Consider the following 24,631-nt stretch of genomic DNA (forward strand, 5'->3'; position numbering starts at 1 on the left):
TTCCTCAGGACTGGTTGAAGAATCCCTCGCCGGCGATCCGCGCCTTGTCCTCAGGGGTGACGTTCACATTGCGTGGGCAGAGCAGGAAGACCTTGCTCGTCACCTTCTCGATAGTGCCACGAAGACCCAGGATCAGGCCGGCGGCGAAGTCGACCAGCCGCTTGGCGTCGCCGTTCTCCATCTCGGTGAGGTTCATGATCACCGGCACCCCGTCACGGAAGTGCTCCCCGATGATCCGGGCGTCGTTGAAGGCCCGGGGGTGCACCGTCATGATCCGGTTGATGTCGGCGATGCTCTGCTCCTCCACCGCCCCCTCCGGGGAGTCCTGCCGCTCCAGCGGCTGCGGAGCGCTGGGACGGCGGGTCTGGGCCGGCGTGGTGCTCTCGTTGCGGCGCTGGGGCATCGGAGTGATGCTGGAGGGTTCATACCCGTCGTCGGAGTACACCTCGGTGGTGAGGTCCTCGTCCGGCAGATCCTCGTCATAGCGCCGGTCGTCGACAAGCCCGACGTACGAGGCCAATTTCCTGCCGAACCCAGCCATCTGGCTCTCCTCACTCGAGTCTGTCGCCCGCTTGATGTGATGTCCGGACGATTCCGTCCACGGTACCGCCGCCTACGTTGCCACCGCACCAGTCGGCCCCGTCGGGGGACACGCTACTAGTTCTTGATCCACACCAGTCCGGCAAGCCTGCCCGATCCGGGATCTCTGCGATGGGAGAACAGCTCCGGGCTCTCCCTGGTGCACGGGTCCAGGCCGACCGCGGCCACCCCGAGACCCTCCAGCTGGGCCAGCGCCTCCGCGCCCAGATCCAGCGAGGGGGTGCCCCACGAGGTGATGGCCCGGGTGGCGGGATGGCTCGCCCAGACCTCCTCGGCCATCTGCCGGGGAACCTCGTAGCAGGAGCCGCAGATGTGGGGGCCGATCCAGGCCAGGATCTCGCGGGCCCCCTGCCTGCGCATCTGCGCCACCACGGCCTCCAGCACCCCGCACAGCAGTCCGTTGCGCCCGGCGTGTGCGGCACCGATCACCCCTGCCTGCGGGTCGGCGAGCATCACCGGAAGGCAGTCGGCCACCCGGATCGCCAGCGCCAGCCCTCCGACCCGGCTCACCATCGCGTCGGCCGCGGGCATCGGGTCAGCGGCATCGGGCGCCTCGTCCAGCACCGTCCGGTCGGGGTAGCCATGATGACGACGGACCGTCTCCTGGTCGATGGACAGCACCCGGTTGCCGTGCACCTGATGAACCAGGGCGATTCCGTCGACCCCCGTCGCGGCGCGCAGCGCGGCCACATTGGCCACCAGGCAGTCCGGCTCGTCGACGTCGACGCGACCGAGGTTCAGCTCGGACAGGGACCCTTCCGACACCCCGCCCCAGCGATCGGTGAAGGCCACCCCAACGCCGTGGTTGGCGCCGGGGTCGATCCGCATTCTCAGCATCCGCGGAACTACTTGAGGAAGTCCGGCACGTCCAGATCGTCGTCCTCGGGGGTCGCCACGACCCGCGGATTGGTCGGCTCGGCGACCGGGGTCTCCTCGGGGGTCACCCTCGGAGCGACCTTCGGGGCCGGCTTGACCGGGGGGGTCTGGGCCGGACGGGAGGAGTTCTGGCCGGGGGTTCCCGGACGCGCCGCGGCGCGGGTGGTCACCCCGGGCTGGCGCTTGGGGGGCTGGCCGCCGTCGAAGCCGGCGGCGATCACGGTGACCCGCACCTCGTCGCCCAGGGCGTCGTCGATGACCGTTCCGAAGATGATGTTGGCCTCGTCGTGGGCGGACTCCTCGATGAGGTTGGCCGCGCTGGCCACCTCGAACAGGCCCAGGTCGGAGCCGCCGGCGATCGACAGCAGGACGCCGTGCGCACCGTCGATGGAGACCTCCAGCAGCGGCGAGGAGATCGCCATCTCGGCGGCGGCCCGCGCCCGGTCCTCCCCGGAGGCGTGCCCGATTCCCATCAGCGCCGACCCGGCGTTCGACATGATCGACTTGACGTCGGCGAAGTCCAGGTTGATCTGACCGGGGGTGGTGATGAGGTCGGTGATTCCCGAGACGCCCTGCATCAGCACCTGGTCGGCCTGCTTGAAGGCGTCGATGATGGCGATCTGCTGATCGGTCATCGACAGCAACTTGTCATTGGGGATGACGATGAGGGTGTCGACCTCCTCGCGCAGCCGGTCGATACCGTCCTCGGCCTGGCTGGTGCGCCGACGCCCCTCGAAACTGAACGGCCGGGTGACCACCCCGATCGTGAGGGCTCCCAGTGAACGGGCGATCTTGGCGACCACCGGTGCGCCACCGGTTCCCGTGCCACCGCCCTCCCCGGCGGTGACGAAGACCATGTCGGCGCCCTTGAGACACTCCTCGATCTCGTCGGAGTGGTCCTCGGCCGCCTGCCTTCCCTTGTCGGGGTCGGCGCCGGCACCGAGGCCGCGGGTGAGATCGCGACCGACATCGAGCTTGACGTCCGCGTCGCTCATCAGCAGCGCCTGGGCGTCGGTGTTGATGGCGAGGAATTCCACTCCCTTGAGTCCGGCCTCGATCATCCGGTTGACGGCATTGCATCCGCCGCCGCCGACCCCCACGACCTTGATCACGGCGAGGTAGTTCTGGGATGGAGTTGCCACGGGAGTCTGCCTCACTTCGCATTGAACGCTGGTCGCATCACAGGCTATGAGCACTCACCGGGGGTGTCCACCGGGCCCGCCGCATGGCCCCCGACTCTCAATCCCTACTTGAGAGATCGACACCTGAGGTGAGTCCGGCACCGGCACGGATCGGCACCAGAGAGGATCGGCACCCTCAGCGTGCGGTGGGATGATCCGGCGAGGAGACGTCGTAGGTCCTGGCCGGGGTGCCGAGCATCGCGGTGGCCACCGTCGACTTCGTCGCCGACTGGTCGGCACTGCCCCAGACCACCCTGCGGTCCTTCGAGAGAACCACCACGATGGCGTCGGGACTGGTGGCCTCCAGGTGATCGGTCTGGGACCTCAGGGTCGTGGAGAGGCTGGCGACGGTGGTCGCCAGATCGCCCAGGAGGCGCTTGTCGCCGGGATCGGCGAGCGCCTGCGGGAGCCCCGGGCGCACCTGACCGGCGACGTGGAAGATCGTTCCGGTCCGGTCGACCCAGTAGTAACGACCGGCGTCGCGCACCTGGTAGACGGGGGTGCGCTCGGTGACCACGATCCGGATGCCGTCGGGCCATGAGCGGTGCACCCGCACGCCCTCGACCGGCGGGAGCTGAGCGATCCGGGCGGCGACCGCACCGACGTCTACCCTGGCCAGCGGAGTGCCCTGGGGGACCCGTCCGGCGGCACGCACCTGACCGGCGCTGAGCAGGCCGGTCCCCTCGACGGTGACGGTGCGCACCGCCAGCAGACTGGACCAGCGCACCACCCACACCCCGGCCCCCAGCAGCACCACCAGGGCAACCAGGGCCGCCACCAGAATCTGCCTGCGACGCCGCCGCTGGCGACGCCGCAGGTCGATGGGACGGGTGAGGTCCGAGACCCTCGAGGTCATCGCTCGCTGTCGCCGCCGGGCAGCAGGCCCAGCAGGATGGGACCGACCAGGGTGACGTCCCCGGCGCCCAGGGTGATCACCAGATCCCCCGGACGCACCTCCTCGGCCAGCGCCGCGGGCAGGTCGCCCTTGTCCGGGACGTAGCGGGAGGACCCTCCGGCCGCCTCCACGGCGTCCTCCACGAGTCGACCCGAGACCCCGGGGATCGGGTCCTCGCGGGAGGCGTAGATGTCGGTGACCAGGACCCGGTCGGCCAGCGCCAGGGCCTTGCCGAACTCGGTGGCGAAGTCGCGGGTGCGGGTGTACAGGTGGGGCTGGAAGCAGGCGATGACCCGGCCGCCGGCGGCGGCCCGACGAGCGGCCCCCAGGGTGGCCCGGATCTCGGTCGGGTGGTGGGCGTAGTCATCGAAGATGCTCACCCCGCCGCGGCGTCCCACCAGCTGGAAGCGACGCAGGGTTCCCGTGAAGGAGGCCAGTCCGGCGAGCAGTTCGGCCTGGTCGACCCCGAGCAGACTTCCGACAGCGAAGGCCGCCGCCGCGTTGGACAGGTTGTAGCGACCGGGAACCTGAAGCTGAAGCCGGCCCGAGGACCGTCCTCCGGTGAGGGTGGCGGCGACGGTGGACCCCTCCAGGTCCAGGTCGGTCAGCCGGACGTCGGCACCGGCGCCCTCACCGTAGGTCACCACCTGGACGTGGCCGGTCTCCTGGAGCCGTCGGGCCAGTTCGGCGGACCCGGGGTTGTCGATGTCGACGACGACGTAGTTCACCCGCGGCCCGGAGGCCATCCGCACGAATCCCTCGAAGTAGGCCTGCGGGGTGCCCCAGTTGTCCAGATGGTCGGCCTCCACATTGGTGACCACCACGATCTGGCTGGGGTACTGCAGGAAGGACCCGTCGGACTCGTCGGCCTCCACCACGAAGGCCTTGCCGCCTCCGAGATGGGAGCTGGTACCGGTGGAGGCCAGCGGGGAGCCGATGACATAGGAGGGGTCCGCGCCGGCGTGGGACAGCGCCACCGCGATCATCGCGGTGGTGGTGGTCTTGCCGTGGGTGCCGGCCACCGAGACCCCCTCGTGACCGAGCATCAGCGCGGCCAGCCCGGCGCTGCGGTGCCAGATCCGCAGTCCACGGCGTCGCGCCTCGACCAGCTCGGGGTTGTCGGCGCGGATCGCCGAGGAGACCACGACGGTCTGCGCGCCGTCCAGATGGCTGGGATCGTGGCCCACCCAGGTGCGCACCCCGGCCTCCGCCAGGGAGCGCAGATTGGCCGAGTCCACCTGGTCGGAGCCCGACACCGGTACGCCCAGCTCCTCGTAGATCCGTGCCACTCCGCTCATCCCGGCACCCCCGACGGCGATGAAGTGGACCGGCCCGATGGATCGGGGGTCCGCCAGCTCAACGGGTTCACGCAGCGTCATCGGGGTCCTCCTGGGGAACGGGGCGGGCAGTTCGGGAGCGGTCGGCCGCTCCCAGCACGATCTCGGCGAGCTTCTCGGCGGCATCGGCCGGCATCAGGCTCTGACCGGCCGACGACATGGCGGCCAGGGTCTGCGGCTGATGGATCCGCGCTGTCTCGGTCAGCAGCCGGGAGGCGTCCAGTGCGGCGTTGTCGACCAGCACGCCGGCGCCGGCCTCCACCACCGAGACCGCATTGCGCGCCTGTTCGCCGTTGCCGTGGGGCAGCGGCACGTAGATGGTGGGCAGGCCGACCGCAGCGGTCTCCACGACCGTTCCGGCCCCCGCCCGGGCGACCATCAGGTCGGCCGCCGCGTAGCCCTGGCTCATGTCGTCCAGATAGGCCACCGGGACCCATCGGGCGCCGGTGTCGGGATCGGTGACCGTGACCGCCGATCCGATGTTCTTGGGTCCCAGCACGTGGAGGATCTGGACCCCGTCCGCCAGCAGCCGGTCGCGGGCCGCCACCACCGCGTCGTTGATGGCCACCGCCCCCTGGGAGCCGCCGCTGACCAGCAGGGTGGGACGGTCCGGGTCCAGGCCGAGTGCGGCCCGGGCGGCCAGCGCGCTGCTGCGTCGTGCCGCGGCGTCCTGTCGGGCCAGTCCGGTGACCGCGTCGCGCAGCGGCATCCCGATGAACCGGGCGCCGGGCAGCGGGGTGCCGGGGAAGGCGACCGCGACCCTGGCGGCGAACCGCGAGGCGACCTTGTTCGCCAGGCCGGGCACGGCGTTCTGCTCATGAATGACGATCGGCACCTTGGCCCGGCGGGCCGCCAGGTAGCCGGGCATCGAGACGTACCCGCCGAAGCCGACCAGCACATCGGCCTGCCGGGTGCGCAGCACCTCGGCGGCCTGGTGGACGGCCCGGCGCAGGTGGGCGGGGACCTCGAGCAGTTCGGCGGAGAGTTTGCGGGGCAGCGGGACCGGATCGATCATGTCCAGTTCCAGGCCCGCCTCCGGGATGACCCTGCCCTCCAGCCCCTTGGGGGTGCCGATGCACGACAGGTGTCCCAGATCGGGGTGGCGCACCAGCGCCTGGGCGGTGGCGATCAACGGCGAGGTGTGCCCTGCGGTACCACCTCCAGCCAGCACGACATTCACCATCTGCGGGTCACCTCTCGTCTCATCGGTCGTCCTCTCATCCTGTCTGTCCCGATCCCGGGAGGTCGTGGCGGCCCCCTCAGCCGCGCCGACCGCCGTCCACCACGGTAGTCACTCGGAGCGGTCCCGAGCGTCGCGACGCGTCGAGATACTTCGCGGCCGCCCGTTCTCCCCGGGCGCAGGCCAGCAGCAGTCCGGCGGCCACCAGGTTCGAGATGAGCGCCGACCCGCCGATCGAGATGAACGGCAGCGGCACCCCGAAGACCGGGAACAGATTGAGCGCGACGCCCATGTTCATGACGGCCTGGATGGCCGTCCACGCCGTGATGGTGGCGGCCAGGGCGCGGCTGAACTGCGAACTGGACCGCATCGCCACCCTGATCCCCGCCCAGGTGAGCAGGGCGAACAGGACGATCACGGCCATCGTGCCGACCAGACCCATCTCCTCACCCAGAACGGCGAACACGTAGTCGTTCTGGGCGCCATCGTACAGACCTCCCCACTTCTGCCGGGAGGCTCCGATGCCGACCCCCCACCAGCCTCCGGAGGCCAGCGCGAAGATCGCGCTGAGCGGCTGCTGGGAGGCGTCCGGGGAGTCCGTGGGACTCAGGAACAGCAGCACCCTGCGCATCCGACTGGGTCGGGTCGCCACCGCCACCGCCACGCTGCCCGCGGCCAGCACCATCAACCCCAGTAGATAGCGCAGCCGGATCCCGAAGGCCCACATCTGGGCGAACATCACCGCGCCGATGATCATCACGGTTCCCAGGTCTCCCTGAGCGATGATGAGGATCACCGGCACCGCGAACATCAGCAGGTAGGGCACCAGGTGGCGCGCTCTGCCGAGGTCCTCGCGACGGGCGGCCAGGTAGCTGGAGCCGGCGATGACCAGGGCCAGTTTGGCGAACTCCGAGGGCTGCAGGGTGACCGGCCCCAGGGCCAGCCAGTTGCGGTTTCCCTTGCCGGCGTCGCTGCCCAGTGGGGTGAAGACGAGGATCAGCATGAGTACCGATGCCGCGTAGGCGGCCAGCCCGGCGATCCGGATCCATCGTTCGCGCAGCCTGGAGGCGATCGCCGCGACTCCCCCGCCGACCACCAGGAACAGCACCTGTCGTTGGGCGTAGTAGTACGGGCTGAGGTCCTGGGACTGCGCGTAGACCGATGAGGAGGACAGACTCATCAGGGCTCCGATGGATGCCAGCAGGATGGTGGCGACCAGGATGACGTAGTAGTCGAGCAGGGCCAGCGACAGCAGCGGCCGGTCGGAGCCGGCCACCTTGCGGGTGCCGCCGTCCAGGCGCAGCAGGTGGCCCAGCCAGGCGATCAACCGATCGAAAGGGCCGTCGGACTGCGAGGGCACTCTCAGCGCCTGACTGGACCGTCGATCGTCCGGGCCGCCTTGGCGAAGTCGTCCCCACGGGCCGCGTAACCGGGCCAGATGTCCAGGCTCGCGCAGCCGGGGGCCATCAGGACGGTGTCGCCGGCCTGGGCCATCTCGGCAGCCCGGTGGACCGCCTCGGCCATCACGGAACGGTCAGTCGAGTCGAGGACCACCACGGGAACCTGAGGAGCGAGGCGGGCCAGCGTCTCGGCGATCATCTTCCGGTCGATGCCGATCACCACGGCGCCGCGCAGCTTGTCGCGGTGGGTGGTGACCAGGTGGTCGAAGTCGGTGCCCTTGGCCTGACCCCCGGCGATCCACACGATGTGGTCGTAGGCCCGCATCGAGGAGTTCGCGGCGTGCGGGTTGGTGGCCTTCGAGTCGTCGACCCAGGTGAGCCCGCCGGCCTGGTGCACGGTCTCGATGCGGTGGCCTCCCAGGTGGAGGTCGCGCAGTCCCTGGGCGACCGCGCGGGGGTGCACCCCGAAGGACCGGGTGAGGGCGGCAGCCGCCAGGGCGTTCTCCACGTTGTGGGGGGCGAAGGGGTGGACGTCGGACAGCTTGGCCAGCTCGATGGCCGAGCTCTGGCGCTGCTCGAGGAAGGCGCGGTCGACGATCTGGTCGTCGACCACCCCGACCATCGAGGGGCCCGGGGTGCCCAGGGTGAACCCGATGGCACGGGCCCCCTCCACCACGTCGGCCTGCTCGACCATCCGCTCGGTCGCCGGGTCGGCGACGTTGTAGACGCAGGAGTGCTGCACCCGGTGGAAGATCTTGGCCTTGTCGGCGCCGTAGGCGGCGAACGGGTCGGGATGATCGGCGTACCACTCCAGGTGGTCCTGGTGCAGGTTGAGCACCGCCGCAGAGTGCAGGGACAGCGACGAGGACCAGTGCAGCTGGAAGCTGGACAGTTCGACGGCGAAGACCTGGTAGTCGACCTCGTCGGCCATCGCCTCCAGGATCGGCCGCCCGATGTTGCCGACCGCCGCGGCCCGCAGACCGTCTGCCTTGAGGATCGCCTCGGTCATCTGGGTGGTGGTGGTCTTGCCGTTGGTGCCGGTGACGGCCAGCCAGGGGATCACGTGGTCGGGGTGCATCAGCCGCCAAGCCAGCTCCGGCTCGCCCCAGACCGGGATGCCGGTGGCCAGCGCCTCGGCCACCAGCGGTTGGAGCGGTCGCCAGCCGGGAGAGACGATCACCAGATCGGTGTCCTGCGGCAGGGACGCGGTGGAGCCGGGCCCCAGGTGCACGGTGGCGCCGAGCACCTCGAGCAGTCCGCCCTTGTCCCGGTGCCCCTCGTCGATGGCGTCGTCGACGACCGTCACCTGGGCGCCGAGCTCCAGCAGGGCGTCGGCCGAGGCGTACCCGGAGGTGCCCAGACCGGCGATCACCGCCCGCACCCTGGTCCAGTCGAAGGTCCGGTCGGCCCCGGCCAGCTGCTGCCTCACGTCGTTCCTGTCGTTCACTGTCCGACCACCCATTCCGCGTAGAAGATTCCCAGTCCCGCCGCCACCATCAGACCGCAGATGATCCAGAACCGGATCACCACGGTGATCTCATTCCATCCCTTGAGCTCGAAATGGTGGTGCAGCGGTGCCATCTTGAACACCCGTTTGCCGCCCGTCATCTTGAACACGCTGATCTGGATGATCACCGACAGGGTCTCGATGACGAACAGGCCACCGATGACGATGAGGAGCAACTCGGTGCGACTCATCACCGCGAGCCCGGCGACCGCGCCGCCGATGGCCAGCGATCCGGTGTCGCCGAGGAAGATCTTGGCCGGCTTCGCGTTCCACCACAGGAATCCGAAACAGGCCCCTGACAGGGCCAGCGCCACGACGGCCATGTCGTGGGGGTCGCGGACCGTGTAGCACTGCGGGCCGGCATGGCCGGTGCACCACTGGTTGAACTGCCACAGGCTCAGCAGGGTGTAGGCGGCGAACACCATGGTCGCCGAGCCGGGCGCCAGACCGTCCAGCCCGTCGGTGAGGTTGACGGCGTTGGAGGCTCCCGCGATGAGCAGGATGACCCAGATCACCCCGAGCCACAGCGGCAGCTGCAGCCACGAGATGTCGCGCAGGAAGGAGATCGCCGAGGATCCGGGGGTGACACCGACGCGGTTCGGGAAGTACATCACCCCGACCGCGAAACCGATCGCCACGATGGCCTGGCCAATGAGTTTGCCGCGGGGTTTCAGGCCCAGCGAGCGCTGGTTGGAGATCTTGCGCCAGTCGTCCAGGAAGCCGATGAACCCCAGGCCGGCGAACAGCCACAGGACCAGCAGGGCCGAGATCGTGACATGGGTCCAGGTGATGAGGTGGGCCAGGAAGTAGGCGACGATCACCGAGACGATGATGGCGGCCCCACCCATCGTCGGGGTGCCCTTCTTGGCGGCGTGGGTCTTGGGACCGTCGTCGCGGATGAACTGGCCGAAGCCGCGCTTGGCGAGGTAGCCGATCAACCACCGGGTACCCAGAAGGGTGCCCAGCATCGATATTCCACCCGCCAGCAGAATGTTCTTCACGCCCGGCCTCCCTTGTCGTCCAGGATCTCCGCGGCGACCCTCTCAAGCCTCAGGGTCCTGGATGCCTTGACCAGCACGACATCATGCGCGAACCAATCTACCGAACCGGCGACCTGGGTGGCATCCACCACGCGGGACTCCACTCCCCCCTCGGCGACGCCGCCGGCCAGGTCGGCGGCGTGCTCGCCCAGGCACAGCACCAGGTCGAATCCCGCCCGGGCCGCCTGGCGGCCGGCCTCGCGGTGCAGTTGCGGTGCGCTGGGTCCGAGCTCGCGCATCTCCCCCAGCACCGCGATCCCCCGGGTCGCGGGGTCGTGCCCACGTCTCCTGGAGAGGATCCCCGACAGCGCGTCGAGGGCGGCTCTCATCGAGTCCGGGTTGGCGTTGTAGCAGTCGTTGACCACGACCAGTCCGTCCCGCCGCTCATCGAGCTCCATCCGCCAGGGCGACCTGCTGGTCGCCGCCGACAGCCGGGCCGCGATGGTGGCGGCGTCCATCCCGCAGCAGGCGGCGGCCGCGGCGGCGGCGACTGCATTGGCCACCTGGTGGGCGCCCATCGTGCGCAGCCGGACCTGTTCGGCCGACTCGGTGCCACCGGAGCGCAGATGGAGGGTGAAGCTGTGGCGCTCCAGGTCGTCGTAGCTCACCTGGTCGGCCCAGGCCTCGATGGCGGCCCCGGGGTGACGGTGGGAGTCGTCGGGACTGAACCAGGCGATCTGACCGGCGGTCCGCGAGGTCATCGCGGCGACCCGGTGATCGGCGGCGTTGAGGACCGCCCACCCGCCGGCCTCCAGAGCCTCGACGATCTCCCCCTTGGCGGCGGCGATCGCATCGCGGGAGCCGAACTCCCCCAGGTGCGCGGTCCCGACGTTGAGCACCATCGCCACGTCGGGGGGCACGATCGAGGTGAGCCACGCGATGTGGCCCTTGCCGCGGGCGCCCATCTCACTCACCAGGAAGTCGGTCTTCTCGTCGATCCCGCAGGCGGTGAGCGGGACGCCGATCTCATTGTTGAAGCTGCCCACCGGGGAGACCGTCGCTCCGGCGGCGTCCAGCACCTGGGCGAGGATGTCCTTGGTGCTGGTCTTGCCCGAGGAACCGGTCAGCGCGACAGCCCGCATCCCGCGCGCCCTCTCGAGGGCCACCAGGTGACGGGCCAGATCGGTGAGTCCCTGCTGGGAGTCGGAGACCACCAGGTGCGGCAGGTCGGCATCGGTGAGCCGGGTGGCCAGCACCGCCGCGGCTCCCGCCCGGGCCGCCGCCCCGGTGAAGTCGTGGCCGTCGACCCGCTCCCCGGGAAGTGCGACGAACAGGCTCCCCCGGTCGGCCAGCCGGGTGTCGATGACGACCCGGGGGCCCACCGGGGTGTCGGCCTTCCCACTCAGCCGGGCTCCGATGGCGGCCGCAATCTCCGACGTGGTCAGGATCCTCATGCCTTCTGGTCCTCTCCGTTCCCCGCGTGGGCATTCTCGACGTGTGCTGTGCCAAGCCGGGCTGGATCACGCCGGGCTGGGCCGTCGGACTCGTTCTCCGCGGCCTCCCCGCCCGGGTCGGTGTCGCCGGCCCTGAACCTCTCCAGAGCGCGCCACTGCTGGCCGGCCACCACCCGATCGTCGAAGGGCATCACCCGGCCGGCGATCTCCTGGCCCGTCTCGTGCCCCTTGCCGAGGATCGCGACGAGGTCATCGGGGCCGGCCAGCTCCAGGGCGGTGCTGATCGCCCGGCGGCGGGCACCTCCGTCGACGACCTGACGGTCCCCGGGCACCGACCTGGCCCCCTCCAGCACCTCGGCCCGGATCGAGGCCGGATCCTCGGAGCGAGGGTTGTCGTCGGTGACGACCACGACGTCGGCCTCCTGGGCCGCGGTCCGACCCATCGGCCCCCGCTTGGCGACGTCGCGGTCGCCACCCGCCCCCAGGACGGCGACCAGCCGTCCCCGGGTGGCGGTGCGGGCGGCCCGCAGGGCCTCCCCGATCGCCTGGGGGGTGTGCGCGAAGTCCACCAGCACCTCGGGGGCGCCCGGGTCCAGCGGCACCCGCTGCATCCTGCCCGGCACCTGGGCGATCGCCAGCCCGGGGGCCACCGACTCGAAGTCGTGCCCGGCGGCCTCCAGCATCGCCAGGGCCATCACCGCGTTGCGGACGTTGAACTCACCGGGCAGGCTGAGGTGCAGCTGGCGACGGCCCGAGGGGGTGTCGACCTCCAGCTCACTGCCCAGTCCGCCCTCGGGACGCCAGCTGACCACCCGGTAGTTCGAGGGCGCCTCGATCGAGGTGGTGATGACCCGGACCCGGCCCAGGACTCTCACCTCGTCGGCCAGTCGTCGGCCGTGCTCGTCGTCGACGTTGATGACCGCGACGCGGCTGAGTTCGGAGCTGAAGAGCCGGGCCTTGGCCCGGTAGTAGTTCTCCATCGTCTTGTGGAAGTCCAGGTGGTCGCGGCCCAGATTGGTGAATGCGGTGACGTCGAAGAGGGTGCCGTCGACCCGGTGCAGGGCCAGCGCGTGGGAGGAGACCTCCATCACGGTGTCGCTGGCGCCGTGGTCGGCCAGCGCGGCGAACAGGGCCTGCAGGTCCGGGGACTCCGGGGTGGTGATGGTGGTTCTGGCGCTGGCCAGCGGATGGCCGGCCAATCGGTAGCCGATGGTGCCGATGCTGCCGGCGCAGCGTCCGGCGGCCAGCAGACCGGCCTCCACCAGGAAGGCGGTGGTGGTCTTCCCGTTGGTGCCGGTGATCCCGTACATCGTCATCCGCTCGGCCGGGCGACCGAAGATGAGGGCCGAGGCGCGGGACATCGCGATCCTCAGCTGGTCGACCACCAGGGCGGGCACCTGGTCCAGGCCGTTGTCGGCCAGGATCTGGCGGCCGGCGTCATCGGTGAGCACTGCGACCGCCCCGGAGTCGAGGGCCTGACCGGCGAACTGGGCGCCGTGGAAACGGGTCCCCGGCAGCCCGACGTACAGGTCGCCGGGATCCACCTGCCGGGAGTCCAGGGTGATGCCGCGAACCCCGGTCCCGGGCAGCTCGCCGACCACCGTGGCGCGGGGCAGCACCTCGAGCAGGTCCTGCCACCCGGTGGTGCGCACCACGGAGGGGCGCAGCAGGTGGGAGGAGGGCAGATGGGACGAGGCAGGGCTCACGGCTGATACTCCAGAACGGCTCTGGGGGCCTTCGTGGTGGAGGGTTCAACACCGTACCGGGGCAGCGCCACAGACATGATCTGCTGTGCCACCGGAAGGGCGACCCCACTTCCCTCATGGCCCTTGACGGGATTGTTGAGGACGACATAGGTGAGGATGCTCGGATTCTCGGCCGGGCCGACCCCCACGAAAGACGCCGTGTAGCCACGGTAGCAGTGACAGCTCGGATCGATGCGCTGAGCAGTTCCGGTCTTGCCGATGGTCCGGTACCCCTTGACGGCGCGATCGGGCTCCAGGGTCACCACCGCCTCCATCATGTCGCGCACCTGGGCCGAGGCCTTGGCGGAGATCACCCTGCGACTGGCCGACCCGGGGACCTTCACCTGCTCCCCGTCCCCGTTGCGCGCAGAGCGGATGATGGTCGGCGAGTGGTAGACGCCGCCGTTGACGATCGCGGCGACCGCCGCCGCCTCCTGGACCGCGGTCACCGACAGTCCCTGCCCGAAGGAGATCTGGTCCCGGGTGAAGTCGGCCATCGAGGCGCCGGGTACCGACCCGGTGGCCTCCCCGGGAAGCCCGATTCCGGTTGTCGAGCCCAGCCCGAAGGACCGCAGGTATCGGGCGAGGGTGGCCTTGTCCATCTTGCGGGTGAGCAGAGTGGTGCCGATGTTGGAGGAGTAGGCGATCACTCCTCGGGTGGTGAGGTTGAGGGTGCCGTGACTGAAGGCGTCCTTGATGGTGCCGCCTCCCGAGCTGATCGACGGCGGCACCACCAGGTGCGAGTCGGCGGTCACCAGTCCCTTGTCGGCCAGCGCGGCCATGGTGAGCACCTTCTGCACCGATCCTGGCTCGTAGGCGTCCTGGACCGCGTGATTGATCATCTCGTTGCCGGTGGCCGAGCCCGCCTTGCTGGAGTCGAAGGTGGGCATCGAGGCCATCGCCAGGATCTCGCCGGTCTTGACATTCATCACGATGGCCTCGCCACTGGCCGCCCTGGTGTTGGCCACCGCGCTGGCCAGGGCGTTCTGGACGGTGAGCTGCATGCTGGCGTCCAGGGTCAGGGTGTAGTCGGTCCCGTTGACAGCCGGCACCAGGGTGTCGCGGCCCAGCGGGATCCGGCCGTAGGTCGACGCCTCGTAGGACTCCCGGCCCTTGGTCCCGCTCAGCTGCTTGTTGAGGGAGTACTCCAGTCCCCCGGCGCCCACCCCGTCTTGGTTGACGAAACCGATGACGTTGGAGGCCAGGGTGCCCGAGGGATAGGTGCGCACCGGATCATGGGTCGCGTTGATGCCGTACCACTTGCCCGCGGCCAGGGCCTTGCGGATCAGGTCGTAGGTGTAGCTGGGGACGTGCTTGCGCACCAGGGAGTACCGCGCCAGGGTGCCGTCGGGCTTCCTGCTGGTGACCATCTCGCGGTAGTCCTCGGGGGTCCCGCCCAGGTAGCGGGCCAGCACCTTGGCGATCGCCTTGGGGGCCGCCGCCGCCTTCTGGGTCTCCAGCGGGCCCATCGAGACACGCTCGTCGACGCCGTTGCGGCTGATCATCAGGGGGTCCGCGAAGACCAGCACGGCCGGTTCGCTGGCCGCCAGCACCGTGCCGTTCCGGTCGGTGATCTGTCCACGGTCGGGATAGAGGTCGTAGGCCTGCTGGATCTTCTTCGCCGCCGAGGCCGCGTAGGCCGGGGCCTTGATGGCCTGGAGCTGGAGGGCACGGCCCGCCAACGCCGACATCGCCAGCAGAATGAACACCAGGGCGAGGGTGAGCCGTCCGCGCTGGCTGGCGAGGGCGGTGTGACGCGGTGGGCGCGGCCTTGGACCGATCGCCGATGATCCCCGAGCCGGCCTGGCCGTTCCCGGCCGGTCGGAGGTCATCGAGTTCCCGCCGACACCGGGGCCCTGGTGAGGTCCTCGACCTCATTTCCGGTGACCTTGTGCGGGGTGCCGATCACCTTGCCGGTGCGCAGATCGATGAAGGCCGGGGTGAGATTGGGCACCATGCCGAGATCGGAGGCGGCGCTCTGGAGACTGGTCGGGGACCTCTTGACGTCGATCTTGCTGCTCAGCGCGGCCTGCCGGTGGGACAACGAGTCGACCGCCGCCTTCTTCTCGGCGATCGCCGCCGACTGGCTCTGCAAGGAGGTGTTGAGCACCAGGGCGACCACCAGTCCCAGAGCGAGGATCAGCAGCACCACGACGGTGAAGGCGAGATTGCCCATCTGTCCCGCGGCACGGGGCACCGCCCGCAGCAGGGGTCTGCGACGCTCCCGCTGGGACCCGGGACGGGAGAACCAGCCGGACGGCGTCGCGATCTCGGCGCTCATACTTCCTCCTTGATTCTCTGCACGGCCCTCAGGCGGGCCGAGCCGCTGCGCGGGTTGGTGGTGAGCTCATCGGCGTCGGGCCGCTCGGCCCCCCTGGTGAGGGTGATGAAACGGGCCGTCATCGACTCGGGGACGACCGGAAGTCCGGCCGGTGCCGAGTCCGAGGAGGCGGCCCGGAAGGCCTCCTTGACGGGCCGGTCCTCCAGGGAGTGGTAGGCCAGCACCGCCATCCGACCGCCGACCGCCAGGCGGGACAGCGCCTCGGGGATGACCCGGGCGAGGGTGTCCATCTCCCCGTTGACCGCGATCCTCAGCGCCTGGAAGGTCTTCTTGGCCGGGTGACTGTGGCTGCGTCGGCGCACCGCGGCCGGGATGGCCCCGCTGATCACCTCGACCAGTCGGGCGGAGCTGGTGAAGGGCTGTTCCTCGCGGGCCGCCACGATGGCCGCGGCGATCCGGCCGGCGAACCTCTCCTCGCCGTATCGCGAGATGATCCGGGTGAGCTCCTGGCGGGAGTCGGCATTGACCAGATCGGCCGCCGTGCGCCCCTTCTCCTGGTCCATCCGCATGTCCAGGGGGGAGTCGACCGAGTAGGCGAACCCACGGTCGGCGCGATCGATCTGCAGGGAGGACAGTCCGAGGTCGAGCAGCACGGAGTCGACCCGGGCGAGCCCCAGGTCGTCCAGAACACTCGGGAGCTCGTCATGGACGGCGTGGACCAGGTGCACGCGGTCGCCGAACCGGGCCAGCCGGCGTCCGGCCAGTGCCAGGGCCTGGGTGTCTCGGTCGATGCCGACCAGGCTGGCGGCCGGACAGGCCTCCAGAACCGCCTCGGCATGGCCCCCCATGCCCAAGGTCCCGTCGACATGGACGGCCCCGGGATGGTTCAGCGCAGGAGTCAGCAGCGCAACCACCCGGTCACGCATCACGGGCTGGTGGAGGGAGTCGCTCCCGATGGTCGGGGCGGGGTCGGCGCAGGAGGCACCCTCGGGTGCGCCGTCTGTCCGACCCATCGGTTCCCTCCCGCATACCTGTCATCGTGGAACGAGGTTCCGGCCCGACGAGACCACCTGGCACAGGGGAAGTTGTGCCAGGGGATCTGCGTCGGGACGAAGCCACGCCCCGCGTGTCCGTCACCGTCGTCCCCAGTGCTGTTGGTCACTGGGAGGAGCCGTCGGTGAAGACCTCCTCGTTCATCTCGGCGAACACCGATTCCTGCTCGGTGGAGTAGCGCTCCCACTCGGCGGCGTCCCACACCTCGACGCGGGTGATCGCCCCGACCACGACGATGTCCTTGGACAGCCCGGCGTACTGCCGCAGCGTCGGCGGGATCATCACCCTGCCCTGCTTGTCGGCGACCGTGTCCGAGGCGCCGGCCGCCAGCATCCGCTGGTAGTCGCGCACCTTCTTCACACTCACCGAACCCTTGGCGATCTCCTGGGTCATGGCCACGAAGGTGGCCGTCGGATAAATGGCCAGGCAGTGATCCTGACCCCTGGTGAGTACCAGTCCGCCGTCCAGCTCCTCGCGGAACTTCGCCGGGAGGAAGAAACGGCCCTTCTCGTCGAGCCGCGGAGTGTGTGTACCCAGGAACACCTGGCACCTCCTGATCGTCGAGAGCACCATCTCGCTCCACCGCGCTCCACCATACTCCACAACTCCCCACCGGGTTGCCCTCTCGGAGGCGATCCGCGGATGACACCTCGAGGCCGGTCCGGCGGGCCCGGCGGGCCGCCCCGAGTAGGATCTGCACGAGTGGGACCGAGTGGACGCGAGGAGTGGGACCATCTCCTCGCGAGAAACCGAGCAGAACCAGTGGAGTCAGCAGCACCAACCCGCAGGAGGACGCAAGTGATCGAGTCTGTCCAGGATGTCGTCGAGGTGATGGACCGGGTCCGGGCCGCGGTGGCAAGCGTGATCGAGGGCAAGTCCGACCGCATCGACACCGCGCTGGTCGTCCTGCTGGCCGAGGGTCATCTGCTGCTCGACGACGTCCCCGGGGTCGGCAAGACGATGCTCTCGAGGACCATCGCGCGGTCCATCGACTGCACGGCCCGACGAATCCAGTTCACCCCCGACCTGCTGCCCTCCGACATCACCGGGGTCAGCGTCTTCAACCAGCAGACCCGCGAGTTCGAGTTCAAGCCGGGCGGCATCTTCGCCAACATCGTGGTCGGCGACGAGATCAACCGGGCCTCCCCCAAGACCCAGTCCGCGCTGCTCGAGGCGATGGGCGAGCGTCAGGTATCGGCAGACGGCGTCACCCACCAGCTGGAGGCCCCGTTCATGGTGGTCGCCACCCAGAACCCCGTCGAGATGGAGGGCACCTACCACCTGCCCGAGGCCCAGCGCGACCGGTTCATGGCCCGGATCACGATGGGCTACCCGGAGCGGGCGGCCGAGCTGGAGATGCTCGAGCACCACGGCGCCAGCAATCCGCTGGACTCCCTGGAACCGGTGGCCACCGCCGAGGACATCCGCGCCCTGGTGGCCGTCGTGCGCACCGTCTACGCCGCTCCCGCCGTGATGGACTACATCGTCGACATCACCGAGGCCACCCGCAACCACCCGGACCTGCGGCTGGGCGCCTCCCCCAGGGCCAGCCTCCACATGCTGCGGGCAGCCCGGGCCAGGGCCGCGATGAGCGGCCGTGACTACGTCATCCCCGACGACATCCAGGCGCTGGCGGTGCCCGTGCTGGCCCACCGGCTGATCCCCTCGGCCCACGCCCAGCTCGACGGACGCGCCCTGGCCGACGTCGTCAACGCCATCGTGGCAGACACCCCGCTGCCGGAACGGAGCTGACCGGGTGCGGCTCTGGCGACACCTCACACTGCGCGGACGGGTCCTCCCGATCTGCGGAATCCTGCTCACCGTGGCCAGTCTCGGCCTCGGTCAGCGCGACATGGCCTGGGTGGGGCTGCTGCTCATCCTGCTGCCGGTCCTGGGACTGCTGCTGGTCACCTCCACCCGGCTGAGGATGAGCTGCGTCCGTGAGGTCGAACCCTCCCAGTGCCCCCTCGGCGAGACGATGGCGGTGCGCACCACCCTCAACCGGGGACAGGGGATGCCGATCGGCGTGCTGCGCTTCGAGGAGACCGTTCCGCGCGCCCTGGGGCTGCGACCGCGGTTCAGCGTGCACACCCTGGCGCGCAGATGGCGACGCAGTATCGACTACACCCTCACCGGGCGCGCCCGCGGCAGGTACACCGTCGGCCCGATGCTGGTGCGGGTCTGCGACCCCTTCGGCACCGCGGTCTCGGACCACCAGTTCGCCGCCACCAACCAGATGATGGTCACCCCGCGGGTGTGGCCCCTGCAGCATCTCGGCAAGGTCGCCGGGACCGGCCGCAGCGGCGAGACGATCCCCCAGCAGATCGGCACCCAGGGTCAGGACGACGTCCTCATCCGGGAGTACCGGCAGGGCGACGACCTGCGTCGGGTGCACTGGCGCTCGAGCGCCCACCAGGGTGACCTCATGGTGCGCCGCGAGGAGCAGTCCTGGGATCCCGCGGCCACCGTGCTGCTGGACTCGCGGGCCGAACGGCACTCCGGTCTGGGCGCCCAGGGATCCTTCGAGTGGTCGGTCTCGGCCGCCGCCTCGGTGTGCTCCCACCTTCTCAGGAGCGGCTACCAGGTGCGCCTGGCCGACGCCTCCGGCCCGGTGATGACCTCTGCGGAGGTCGATCTGGGAGTGGCCCTGGAGCGTTCCCTCACCACTCTCACCGACCAGCGGATCGGCAAGGAGGAGGATCTTGTCGCGGCCGCCCGTGCCTGCACCGGTCGCCAGGCCGGCGAGACGGTGGTGGCCATCCTGGGACGCCTGAGCCAGGCCGACGTCCTCCCCCTGGACGTCGCCCGGACCGGACACACCCAGGCACTCGCCCTGGTGCTGGACACCGACTCCTTCACCGCACGCCGGTTCCGGGGCACCCCGGAACAGGCCGATGAGCACGACCAGGTGGTCGACCAGCTGCGCGGGCAGGGCTGGTCGGTCGTCACGGTGCACCACGGAGACACCGTCCCGGCCGCCTGGCAGGGGTTCGAGCAGATCGGAGCATCCCGATGAGCGCCCCCAGCGCAGAGCGGACCAGCAGGAACCGGACCAGCGGGAATCAGCCCGGTGCGGACCCGTCCGGTACCGGCGCGGGCGGGATCGAGCCGACCAGTCGGCCCCCGCTGCGCAGCTCCGATCTTCCGATGTGCTGCGCGATCGCGCTGGCCATGATTCTTGCCACCCTGGCACTGAGCCCGCTCACGGTGGACCGCAGCTTCTGGCTGCTGGCCGGGTTGACGGTGCTCATCCTCGAGGGCCTGTCGGCGCTGGGGCACCGGTTGCGACTGGCTCCCTGGCTGATCCATCTCGTCCAGCTCCTGGTCCTGGCGGCGATCGGGGTGGGACTCGGCCTGTCGGCCGCCCACGAACTGGGTCTGACCGGCTCCCTGCCCTCCCAGCTGTGGCAACTGTGCCTGAACTCCTCGGTGGTCGCCCAGACCCAGCCCGCGCCGATGCCGGCCCATGTCGGCGTCCGCTGGCTCACCGTCCTGCTCGTCGGCGTGGTGACCATCCTCGCCGATGTCCTGACCCTGAGCCTGGAGAGCCCGGTGTGGGCGATCGCCCCGCTGCTCACCATCTATGTCATCCCGGCGCTGGCCGCCGAGCAGGCCGCGACCTGGTGGAGCTTCGCCCTGATCGCGGTCGGCTACCTGGTCGTGCTCGCCACCGAGCAGTTCTGCCTCAGTCGACGGTGGACCCGCAATCTGTCCGGGGACACCGCGAGGGCCTCGCGGGTGGCAGCCGGAGTGCCACTGGCCGGGCTCGGCACCGCCCTCGCGGTGCCGGCCGTGGTGCTCTCCCTGGTGCTGGGCAGTGCGCTGCCGACGTTCGGCAGTCTCGACATCGACTCGGCCCGCCCTCGCGGCTCCGGTCCGATGCAGCTCACCGATCCGACCATCGATCTCCAGCAGAATCTCACCACCCAGTCCCGGCAGGTCGTGCTGAGCTACCAGACCTCCAGTCGCACCGGGGAGTACCTGCGGATGGCCTCGCTGACCCGGGTGGACGCGTCAGGCTGGCACCTCGCACCGGTCGATCTGTCGACCACCGCCCCCGACAGCACTCCCGGGCTCGACATCGCCAGCAGCCGGCGCACCGTCCAGGTGAGCATCGGCGACTTCGGATCGGAGTTCCTTCCCGCGCCCTACGCCCCGGTCTCCACCACGGCCGGCGGGCAGTGGTCGTGGGATCCGGGCAACCTCACCATCATCAGCACCTCGGACGACCGGGACGACGCCACCCGCAACCTCCGCTACTCGGTGACCTCCGAGCAGCCCGACCTCGACACCGCGGACTTCGCGAGCGCGGCCGCCGGCACCCCCGCCGACCGCACCACAGTCGCCGTCCCGAAGGACACCCCCCAGGCCATCATCAGACTGGCCCGCTCGGTGACCGCCGGGGCCACCACCCCGGTGGAGCGGGCCGCGGCCATCCAGGACTACCTGCGCGATCCCCGACGGTTCACCTACAGCACCAGCGCACCTCCCGGCGACGGCTTCGACGTGATGACGAACTTCCTCACCAGGAGCCGATCGGGGTACTGCATCCACTTCGCCGCGGCGATGGCCCTGATGGCCCGCGTCGAGGGCATCCCCTCCCGGGTCTCGATCGGCTTCCTGCCCGGCACCCGGACGAACGGCGCCTGGCAGGTCCGTGGCTCGAACATGCACGCCTGGCCCGAGCTCTACTTCCAGGGTTACGGCTGGGTGCGCTACGAGCCGACCGCGGCGGTCGGCCAGTCCCCCACCTGGTCGGTGCAGAACCCGAACTCCGTCCCCCAGACGCAGTCCTCGGCCGACGCCACCGAGTCGGCCAGCGCGGCGGCGACCCCCTCGGCACCGTCGGCGAGCACCTCGGCGGGCGCTGCCTCCTCGGCCCCGGCGTCCTCCCAGGAATCCGGACCGTCGCTTCCCTGGCGCACCATCCTGATGAGCCTGGCCGGGGTGCTCGTGGTGGCCCTGCTGGCCTGCACCCCGATGCTGTTGAGGGCCGGCAGACGTCGCCGCCGGTTGTCGTCGGGTGACCCGTCGGCCCTGGTGGCCGGTGCCTGGCGGGAGGTCCACGACTCGTGGACCGACCACGGCCTGAGCTGGGCGGCACTCAGTCCGCGCGCCCAGCTCGCGGCTGTCTCGGACCAGCTGGGGCCAGAGGGCGCAGCGGCCCTCGGTCGACTGGCCGGGGCCGAGGAGAGGGCCCGTTACGCCCGCTCCCTCGGCGAGATCGGAGATGTCGGCGGCGATGTCGAGGTCATCCGGAAGGGGCTCGCCGCAGCAGACACTCCCCGGGCCCACTGGCTGGCCACCTGGTGGCCACGCTCCCTGTGGCACAGGTGACCGCGGTCAGCGATCAGCGGGGTCAGCGCTCGCAGGCGATGCCGTCCCTGTCGGCGTCCAGGCGCTTGTTGTACCTCATCGCCTGGTTGTAGAGGGAGTCGGACCGCTTGAAGGTGGTGACCGGGCGGCGCTTCGCCTTGCCGACCACCCTGTCCTTGGCCTTCGCCCGGCCCACGCCATGCGGGTAGGCCTTGTTGACGGTGCTGCAGTTCCTGGTCCAGGAGGGTGCTCTGGTGGCCGCTGATGAGGAGGTTGTGGAGACCCCGGTGAGACCTCCGGCCACCAGGGCGGCGCTCAACGCCAGTGATGCGATGCGACGACGTGTCATGAGCGCACCGTAGCGACGCCGGTCACCGGCGTCCACCGGGGGCCCGGATGAGCGAGGTGGGAATCAGCGCTGTCCGTCGCTGCGACGGCGCCAGCGCTCCTCCATCCTCTGGGTGAAGCTGCGCCCGGTGCCGGCCGGATGGGATCCGCGCGTGGCAGCCGAGCCGCCCTTGCCGGTCGGGGCCCCCTTGCCACCGCCCTTGTGCTGGAGTCCGCTCATCAGCGTCACCGCGCTCACCAGCATCACCACGAAGCCCAGGATGCTGACGATGATGTTGACGATCGCCTCAAGTTCCATCCCGACCAGCAGGAGCACCAGTCCGATGACGATCCCGAGCACCGACCACAGTGTGCGGCCACGGGGTGGACGTCGTTTTCCGGTGCGCCCCTTCGGCCTCGGGGCGTTGCGCGAGAAGTTGCGGGCGAAACTGGGATCGTCGGCTGACAGGGACTCCTCGAGTTCCGCGAGCCGCCGCTGCTCCTCTGCTGAGAGTGGCACGTCGCGCCTCCTTCATCAGTCGATCCCCAGTGGGGTTGACAGACGTCATCTGGTGCTCCCAAGTCTAGGTCGCACCCGGTTCGCGGGGAAACCGATCAGCCCAACTGACAGCAACTGACAGCAACCGCCGATCTCCCGCGGTCCCGTTGCCCGTCCTGGTGCCGCGACCGTTCCTGCTGTGCTGCCCGCGCGGTGATGACCTCGCCTTCGGGCAGATCCCCGGTGACCTCCCGGTCGAAGTGCCATACTTCCTCGTGAGGCCCGCCTTCACGGCAGGGACGCGCCCGCACCGACCGAACTGCACCGAGGTGCTCAGGAAGGCCCATCCATGACCCATCACGATCTCCGCCACTCGCCGCTCGAGTCCGTGCACGAGGAGGCCGGGGCGACCTTCACCGAGTTCGCCGGCTGGCGGATGCCGGTCCGCTACACCTCGGATCTCGATGAGCACCGTGCGGTCCGCACCGGGGCGGGGATCTTCGACCTGTCCCACATGGGCGAGATCCGGTTCAGCGGCCCTCAGGCGGGGGCGGCTCTCGACCATGCCCTGTCGGGAAATCTGTCCGGACTGGCCACCGGCCGGGCCAAGTACACCCTGCTGCTCACCGAGGAGGGCGGGATCCTCGACGACATGGTCGTCTACCACCTGGCGGACGACGACTACCTGGCGGTGGTCAACGCCGCGAACCGGGAGGTCGACCTGGCCGAGCTCACCACCCGGTCAGCGGGATTCGACGCCGAGGTCGTCGACGAGTCGGCCGACACCGCCCTCATCGCGGTCCAGGGGCCCCGGGCCGCCGCCATCGTCGTCCAGACCATGGCGCAGTCGAACCTGGACCCCGAGGAGCTGGCCGCACTGCGGTACTACCGGTGCTGCGCGGGACGGTTCGAGGGGGATCCGGTACTCATCGCCCGCACCGGCTACACCGGGGAGGACGGATTCGAGCTGTACTTGCCGGCCGGGACGGCCAGCCGGATGTGGCGGGCGCTCACCGCGACCGGGGACCTCACACCCTGCGGCCTGGCCTGTCGCGACACCCTTCGTCTGGAGGCCGGGATGCCTCTGTACGGCCACGAGCTCACCACCTCGACGCGGCCCTCGCAGGCCGGCCTGGGCCGGGTGGTGTCCTTCACCAAGTCCGACGATTTCGTCGGACGGCGGGCTCTGGAGGGCCGCGACGCCTCCGGCGACCGGGTCCTGGTCGGTCTGGCCGGGGAGGGCCGCCGGGCCGCCCGGGCCGGATACTGGGTGCTCGACGCCGACGGGACCACGGTCGGCGAGGTGACCTCGGGAGTGCTCTCCCCCACCCTGGGTCATCCGGTGGCGATGGCCTACGTGGATCCGGGCCTCGCCGGGACCGGGACCGCGCTGTCGGTCGACGTGCGGGGCACCCCCATCGCCTTCACGGTGGTGCCGCTGCCCTTCTACCACCGATCCTGACCCCCGACCACCCCCAGAGAACCAGCGCCGACCGCACACGACAGCCCCGACCGCACACGACAAGCACAGGAGACACACATGACACGCGATGACCTGCTCTACTCCAAGGAGCACGAGTGGCTCTCCACCGATGGCACCGGAACGGCCACGGTCGGCATCACCGACTACGCGACCCAGGAACTGGGAGATGTGGTCTTCGTCTCCCTGCCGCAGGTCGGCCAGCAGGTGAGCGCCGGAACCGCGATCGGCGAGGTGGAGTCGACGAAGTCGGTCTCCGACCTGTTCTCACCGGTGAGCGGCACCGTCACCGAGGTCAACGAGAAGCTCGCCGAGGCACCGGAGCTGGTCAACAGCGACCCCTTCGGCCAGGGATGGCTGTTCAAGGTGGAGTACACCGAGGAACCCACGGACCTGCTCGGCCGCCAGGAGTACCTGGCACTGACCGCCGACTGACTGCCGACTGCTGCCCCGATCCGGACCACTGCTCCCCCCGATTCCCGGCCCGACGGCCCACCCGCCGGCTCCCCGTTGAAAGGAC

21 protein-coding genes and 1 pseudogene are annotated in these 24,631 nt (G+C 70.1%); 5 read left to right on the forward strand and 17 right to left on the reverse strand.

The annotated features are described in order from the left end of the window. Window positions 1-4: 4 nt before the first annotated feature. The 15 genes and pseudogenes from H590_RS0107710 to mraZ all read right to left on the reverse strand — a co-directional run bounded on the left by H590_RS0107710 (window position 5) and on the right by mraZ (window position 17,032). On the reverse strand, window positions 5-541 hold the full coding sequence (locus H590_RS0107710; RefSeq protein ID WP_028703105.1) for a cell division protein SepF: 537 nt from the start codon (window positions 539-541) through the stop codon (window positions 5-7). Between the two features lie 116 nt (window positions 542-657). Then, window positions 658-1,437 carry a purine nucleoside phosphorylase YfiH/LACC1 family protein gene (locus tag H590_RS0107715; protein ID WP_028703106.1) on the reverse strand — a complete coding sequence of 260 codons (780 nt, stop codon included), beginning with the start codon at window positions 1,435-1,437 and terminating at the stop codon, window positions 658-660. 133 nt (window positions 1,438-1,570) lie between these two features. Beyond that, a pseudogene (gene ftsZ, locus H590_RS0107720) lies at window positions 1,571-2,618 on the reverse strand (cell division protein FtsZ); the annotation flags it as partial. Between the two features lie 175 nt (window positions 2,619-2,793). Continuing rightward, window positions 2,794-3,513 carry a cell division protein FtsQ/DivIB gene (locus tag H590_RS0107725; protein WP_028703108.1) on the reverse strand — a complete coding sequence of 240 codons (720 nt, stop codon included), beginning with the start codon at window positions 3,511-3,513 and terminating at the stop codon, window positions 2,794-2,796. Continuing rightward, window positions 3,510-4,931: a UDP-N-acetylmuramate--L-alanine ligase gene (gene murC, locus H590_RS0107730; RefSeq protein WP_028703109.1), complete on the reverse strand. Its 1,422-nt coding sequence runs from the start codon at window positions 4,929-4,931 to the stop codon at window positions 3,510-3,512. The genes H590_RS0107725 and murC overlap by 4 nt, the downstream gene beginning before the upstream one ends. Further along, window positions 4,918-6,072, reverse strand: a complete 1,155-nt coding sequence (murG, locus tag H590_RS0107735) for an undecaprenyldiphospho-muramoylpentapeptide beta-N-acetylglucosaminyltransferase (RefSeq protein WP_028703110.1) — start codon at window positions 6,070-6,072, stop codon at window positions 4,918-4,920. Before murG ends, murC begins: the two co-directional genes overlap by 14 nt. Window positions 6,073-6,148: 76 nt before the next feature. After that, window positions 6,149-7,324, reverse strand: a complete 1,176-nt coding sequence (gene ftsW / locus H590_RS0107740) for a putative lipid II flippase FtsW (protein WP_028703111.1) — start codon at window positions 7,322-7,324, stop codon at window positions 6,149-6,151. Window positions 7,325-7,431: 107 nt separating this feature from the next. Further along, the gene (gene murD / locus H590_RS0107745; protein ID WP_028703112.1) at window positions 7,432-8,931 is read right to left on the reverse strand and encodes a UDP-N-acetylmuramoyl-L-alanine--D-glutamate ligase; all 1,500 of its coding nucleotides are present in this window, start codon (window positions 8,929-8,931) and stop codon (window positions 7,432-7,434) included. Beyond that, a complete protein-coding gene (mraY, locus tag H590_RS0107750; protein ID WP_028703113.1) occupies window positions 8,913-9,977 on the reverse strand; it encodes a phospho-N-acetylmuramoyl-pentapeptide-transferase in 1,065 nt (354 codons plus the stop codon). Before mraY ends, murD begins: the two co-directional genes overlap by 19 nt. After that, window positions 9,974-11,410, reverse strand: a complete 1,437-nt coding sequence (locus tag H590_RS0107755) for a UDP-N-acetylmuramoyl-tripeptide--D-alanyl-D-alanine ligase (protein WP_028703114.1) — start codon at window positions 11,408-11,410, stop codon at window positions 9,974-9,976. Before H590_RS0107755 ends, mraY begins: the two co-directional genes overlap by 4 nt. Next, the gene (locus H590_RS15555; protein WP_084149361.1) at window positions 11,407-13,116 is read right to left on the reverse strand and encodes a UDP-N-acetylmuramoyl-L-alanyl-D-glutamate--2,6-diaminopimelate ligase; all 1,710 of its coding nucleotides are present in this window, start codon (window positions 13,114-13,116) and stop codon (window positions 11,407-11,409) included. The genes H590_RS0107755 and H590_RS15555 overlap by 4 nt, the downstream gene beginning before the upstream one ends. Continuing rightward, window positions 13,113-14,846 (reverse strand): peptidoglycan D,D-transpeptidase FtsI family protein, encoded by a 1,734-nt coding sequence (locus H590_RS0107765; RefSeq protein WP_051238308.1) that lies wholly within the window; start codon window positions 14,844-14,846, stop codon window positions 13,113-13,115. The genes H590_RS15555 and H590_RS0107765 overlap by 4 nt, the downstream gene beginning before the upstream one ends. 137 nt (window positions 14,847-14,983) lie before the next feature. After that, entirely contained in the window at window positions 14,984-15,436 is a 453-nt protein-coding gene (gene ftsL / locus H590_RS15560; protein WP_051238295.1) for a cell division protein FtsL, read from the reverse strand. After that, the gene (gene rsmH, locus H590_RS0107775) at window positions 15,433-16,449 is read right to left on the reverse strand and encodes a 16S rRNA (cytosine(1402)-N(4))-methyltransferase RsmH (protein WP_051238296.1); all 1,017 of its coding nucleotides are present in this window, start codon (window positions 16,447-16,449) and stop codon (window positions 15,433-15,435) included. Before rsmH ends, ftsL begins: the two co-directional genes overlap by 4 nt. 145 nt (window positions 16,450-16,594) lie before the next feature. Continuing rightward, the gene (mraZ, locus tag H590_RS0107780; protein WP_028703117.1) at window positions 16,595-17,032 is read right to left on the reverse strand and encodes a division/cell wall cluster transcriptional repressor MraZ; all 438 of its coding nucleotides are present in this window, start codon (window positions 17,030-17,032) and stop codon (window positions 16,595-16,597) included. 288 nt (window positions 17,033-17,320) lie between these two features. Here mraZ and H590_RS0107785 point away from each other — a divergent pair, with 288 nt between their 5' ends. The 3 genes from H590_RS0107785 (at window position 17,321) to H590_RS15565 (ending at window position 21,826) form a co-directional block, all read left to right on the forward strand. Further along, window positions 17,321-18,241, forward strand: a complete 921-nt coding sequence (locus H590_RS0107785; protein ID WP_036981598.1) for an AAA family ATPase — start codon at window positions 17,321-17,323, stop codon at window positions 18,239-18,241. Window positions 18,242-18,311: 70 nt separating this feature from the next. Beyond that, window positions 18,312-19,505, forward strand: a complete 1,194-nt coding sequence (locus tag H590_RS0107790) for a DUF58 domain-containing protein (RefSeq protein WP_126412623.1) — start codon at window positions 18,312-18,314, stop codon at window positions 19,503-19,505. Further along, a complete protein-coding gene (locus H590_RS15565; RefSeq protein WP_051238298.1) occupies window positions 19,502-21,826 on the forward strand; it encodes a transglutaminase TgpA family protein in 2,325 nt (774 codons plus the stop codon). Before H590_RS0107790 ends, H590_RS15565 begins: the two co-directional genes overlap by 4 nt. A 22-nt stretch (window positions 21,827-21,848) precedes the next feature. Here H590_RS15565 and H590_RS0107800 read toward each other — a convergent pair whose 3' ends face one another. Next, on the reverse strand, window positions 21,849-22,154 hold the full coding sequence (locus H590_RS0107800; protein WP_051238299.1) for an excalibur calcium-binding domain-containing protein: 306 nt from the start codon (window positions 22,152-22,154) through the stop codon (window positions 21,849-21,851). A 63-nt stretch (window positions 22,155-22,217) separates the two neighbouring features. Beyond that, the gene (locus H590_RS18925; RefSeq protein ID WP_028703121.1) at window positions 22,218-22,652 is read right to left on the reverse strand and encodes a DUF3040 domain-containing protein; all 435 of its coding nucleotides are present in this window, start codon (window positions 22,650-22,652) and stop codon (window positions 22,218-22,220) included. 328 nt (window positions 22,653-22,980) lie between these two features. Here H590_RS18925 and gcvT point away from each other — a divergent pair, with 328 nt between their 5' ends. Both gcvT and gcvH read left to right on the forward strand, forming a co-directional pair. Next, entirely contained in the window at window positions 22,981-24,093 is a 1,113-nt protein-coding gene (gene gcvT, locus H590_RS0107810) for a glycine cleavage system aminomethyltransferase GcvT (protein ID WP_028703122.1), read from the forward strand. 78 nt (window positions 24,094-24,171) lie between these two features. After that, window positions 24,172-24,546 carry a glycine cleavage system protein GcvH gene (gcvH, locus tag H590_RS0107815; protein ID WP_028703123.1) on the forward strand — a complete coding sequence of 125 codons (375 nt, stop codon included), beginning with the start codon at window positions 24,172-24,174 and terminating at the stop codon, window positions 24,544-24,546. Window positions 24,547-24,631: the final 85 nt, after the last annotated feature.

The sequence above is a fragment of the Acidipropionibacterium jensenii DSM 20535 genome, from assembly GCF_000425285.1.
Lineage (GTDB): Bacteria > Actinomycetota > Actinomycetes > Propionibacteriales > Propionibacteriaceae > Acidipropionibacterium > Acidipropionibacterium jensenii.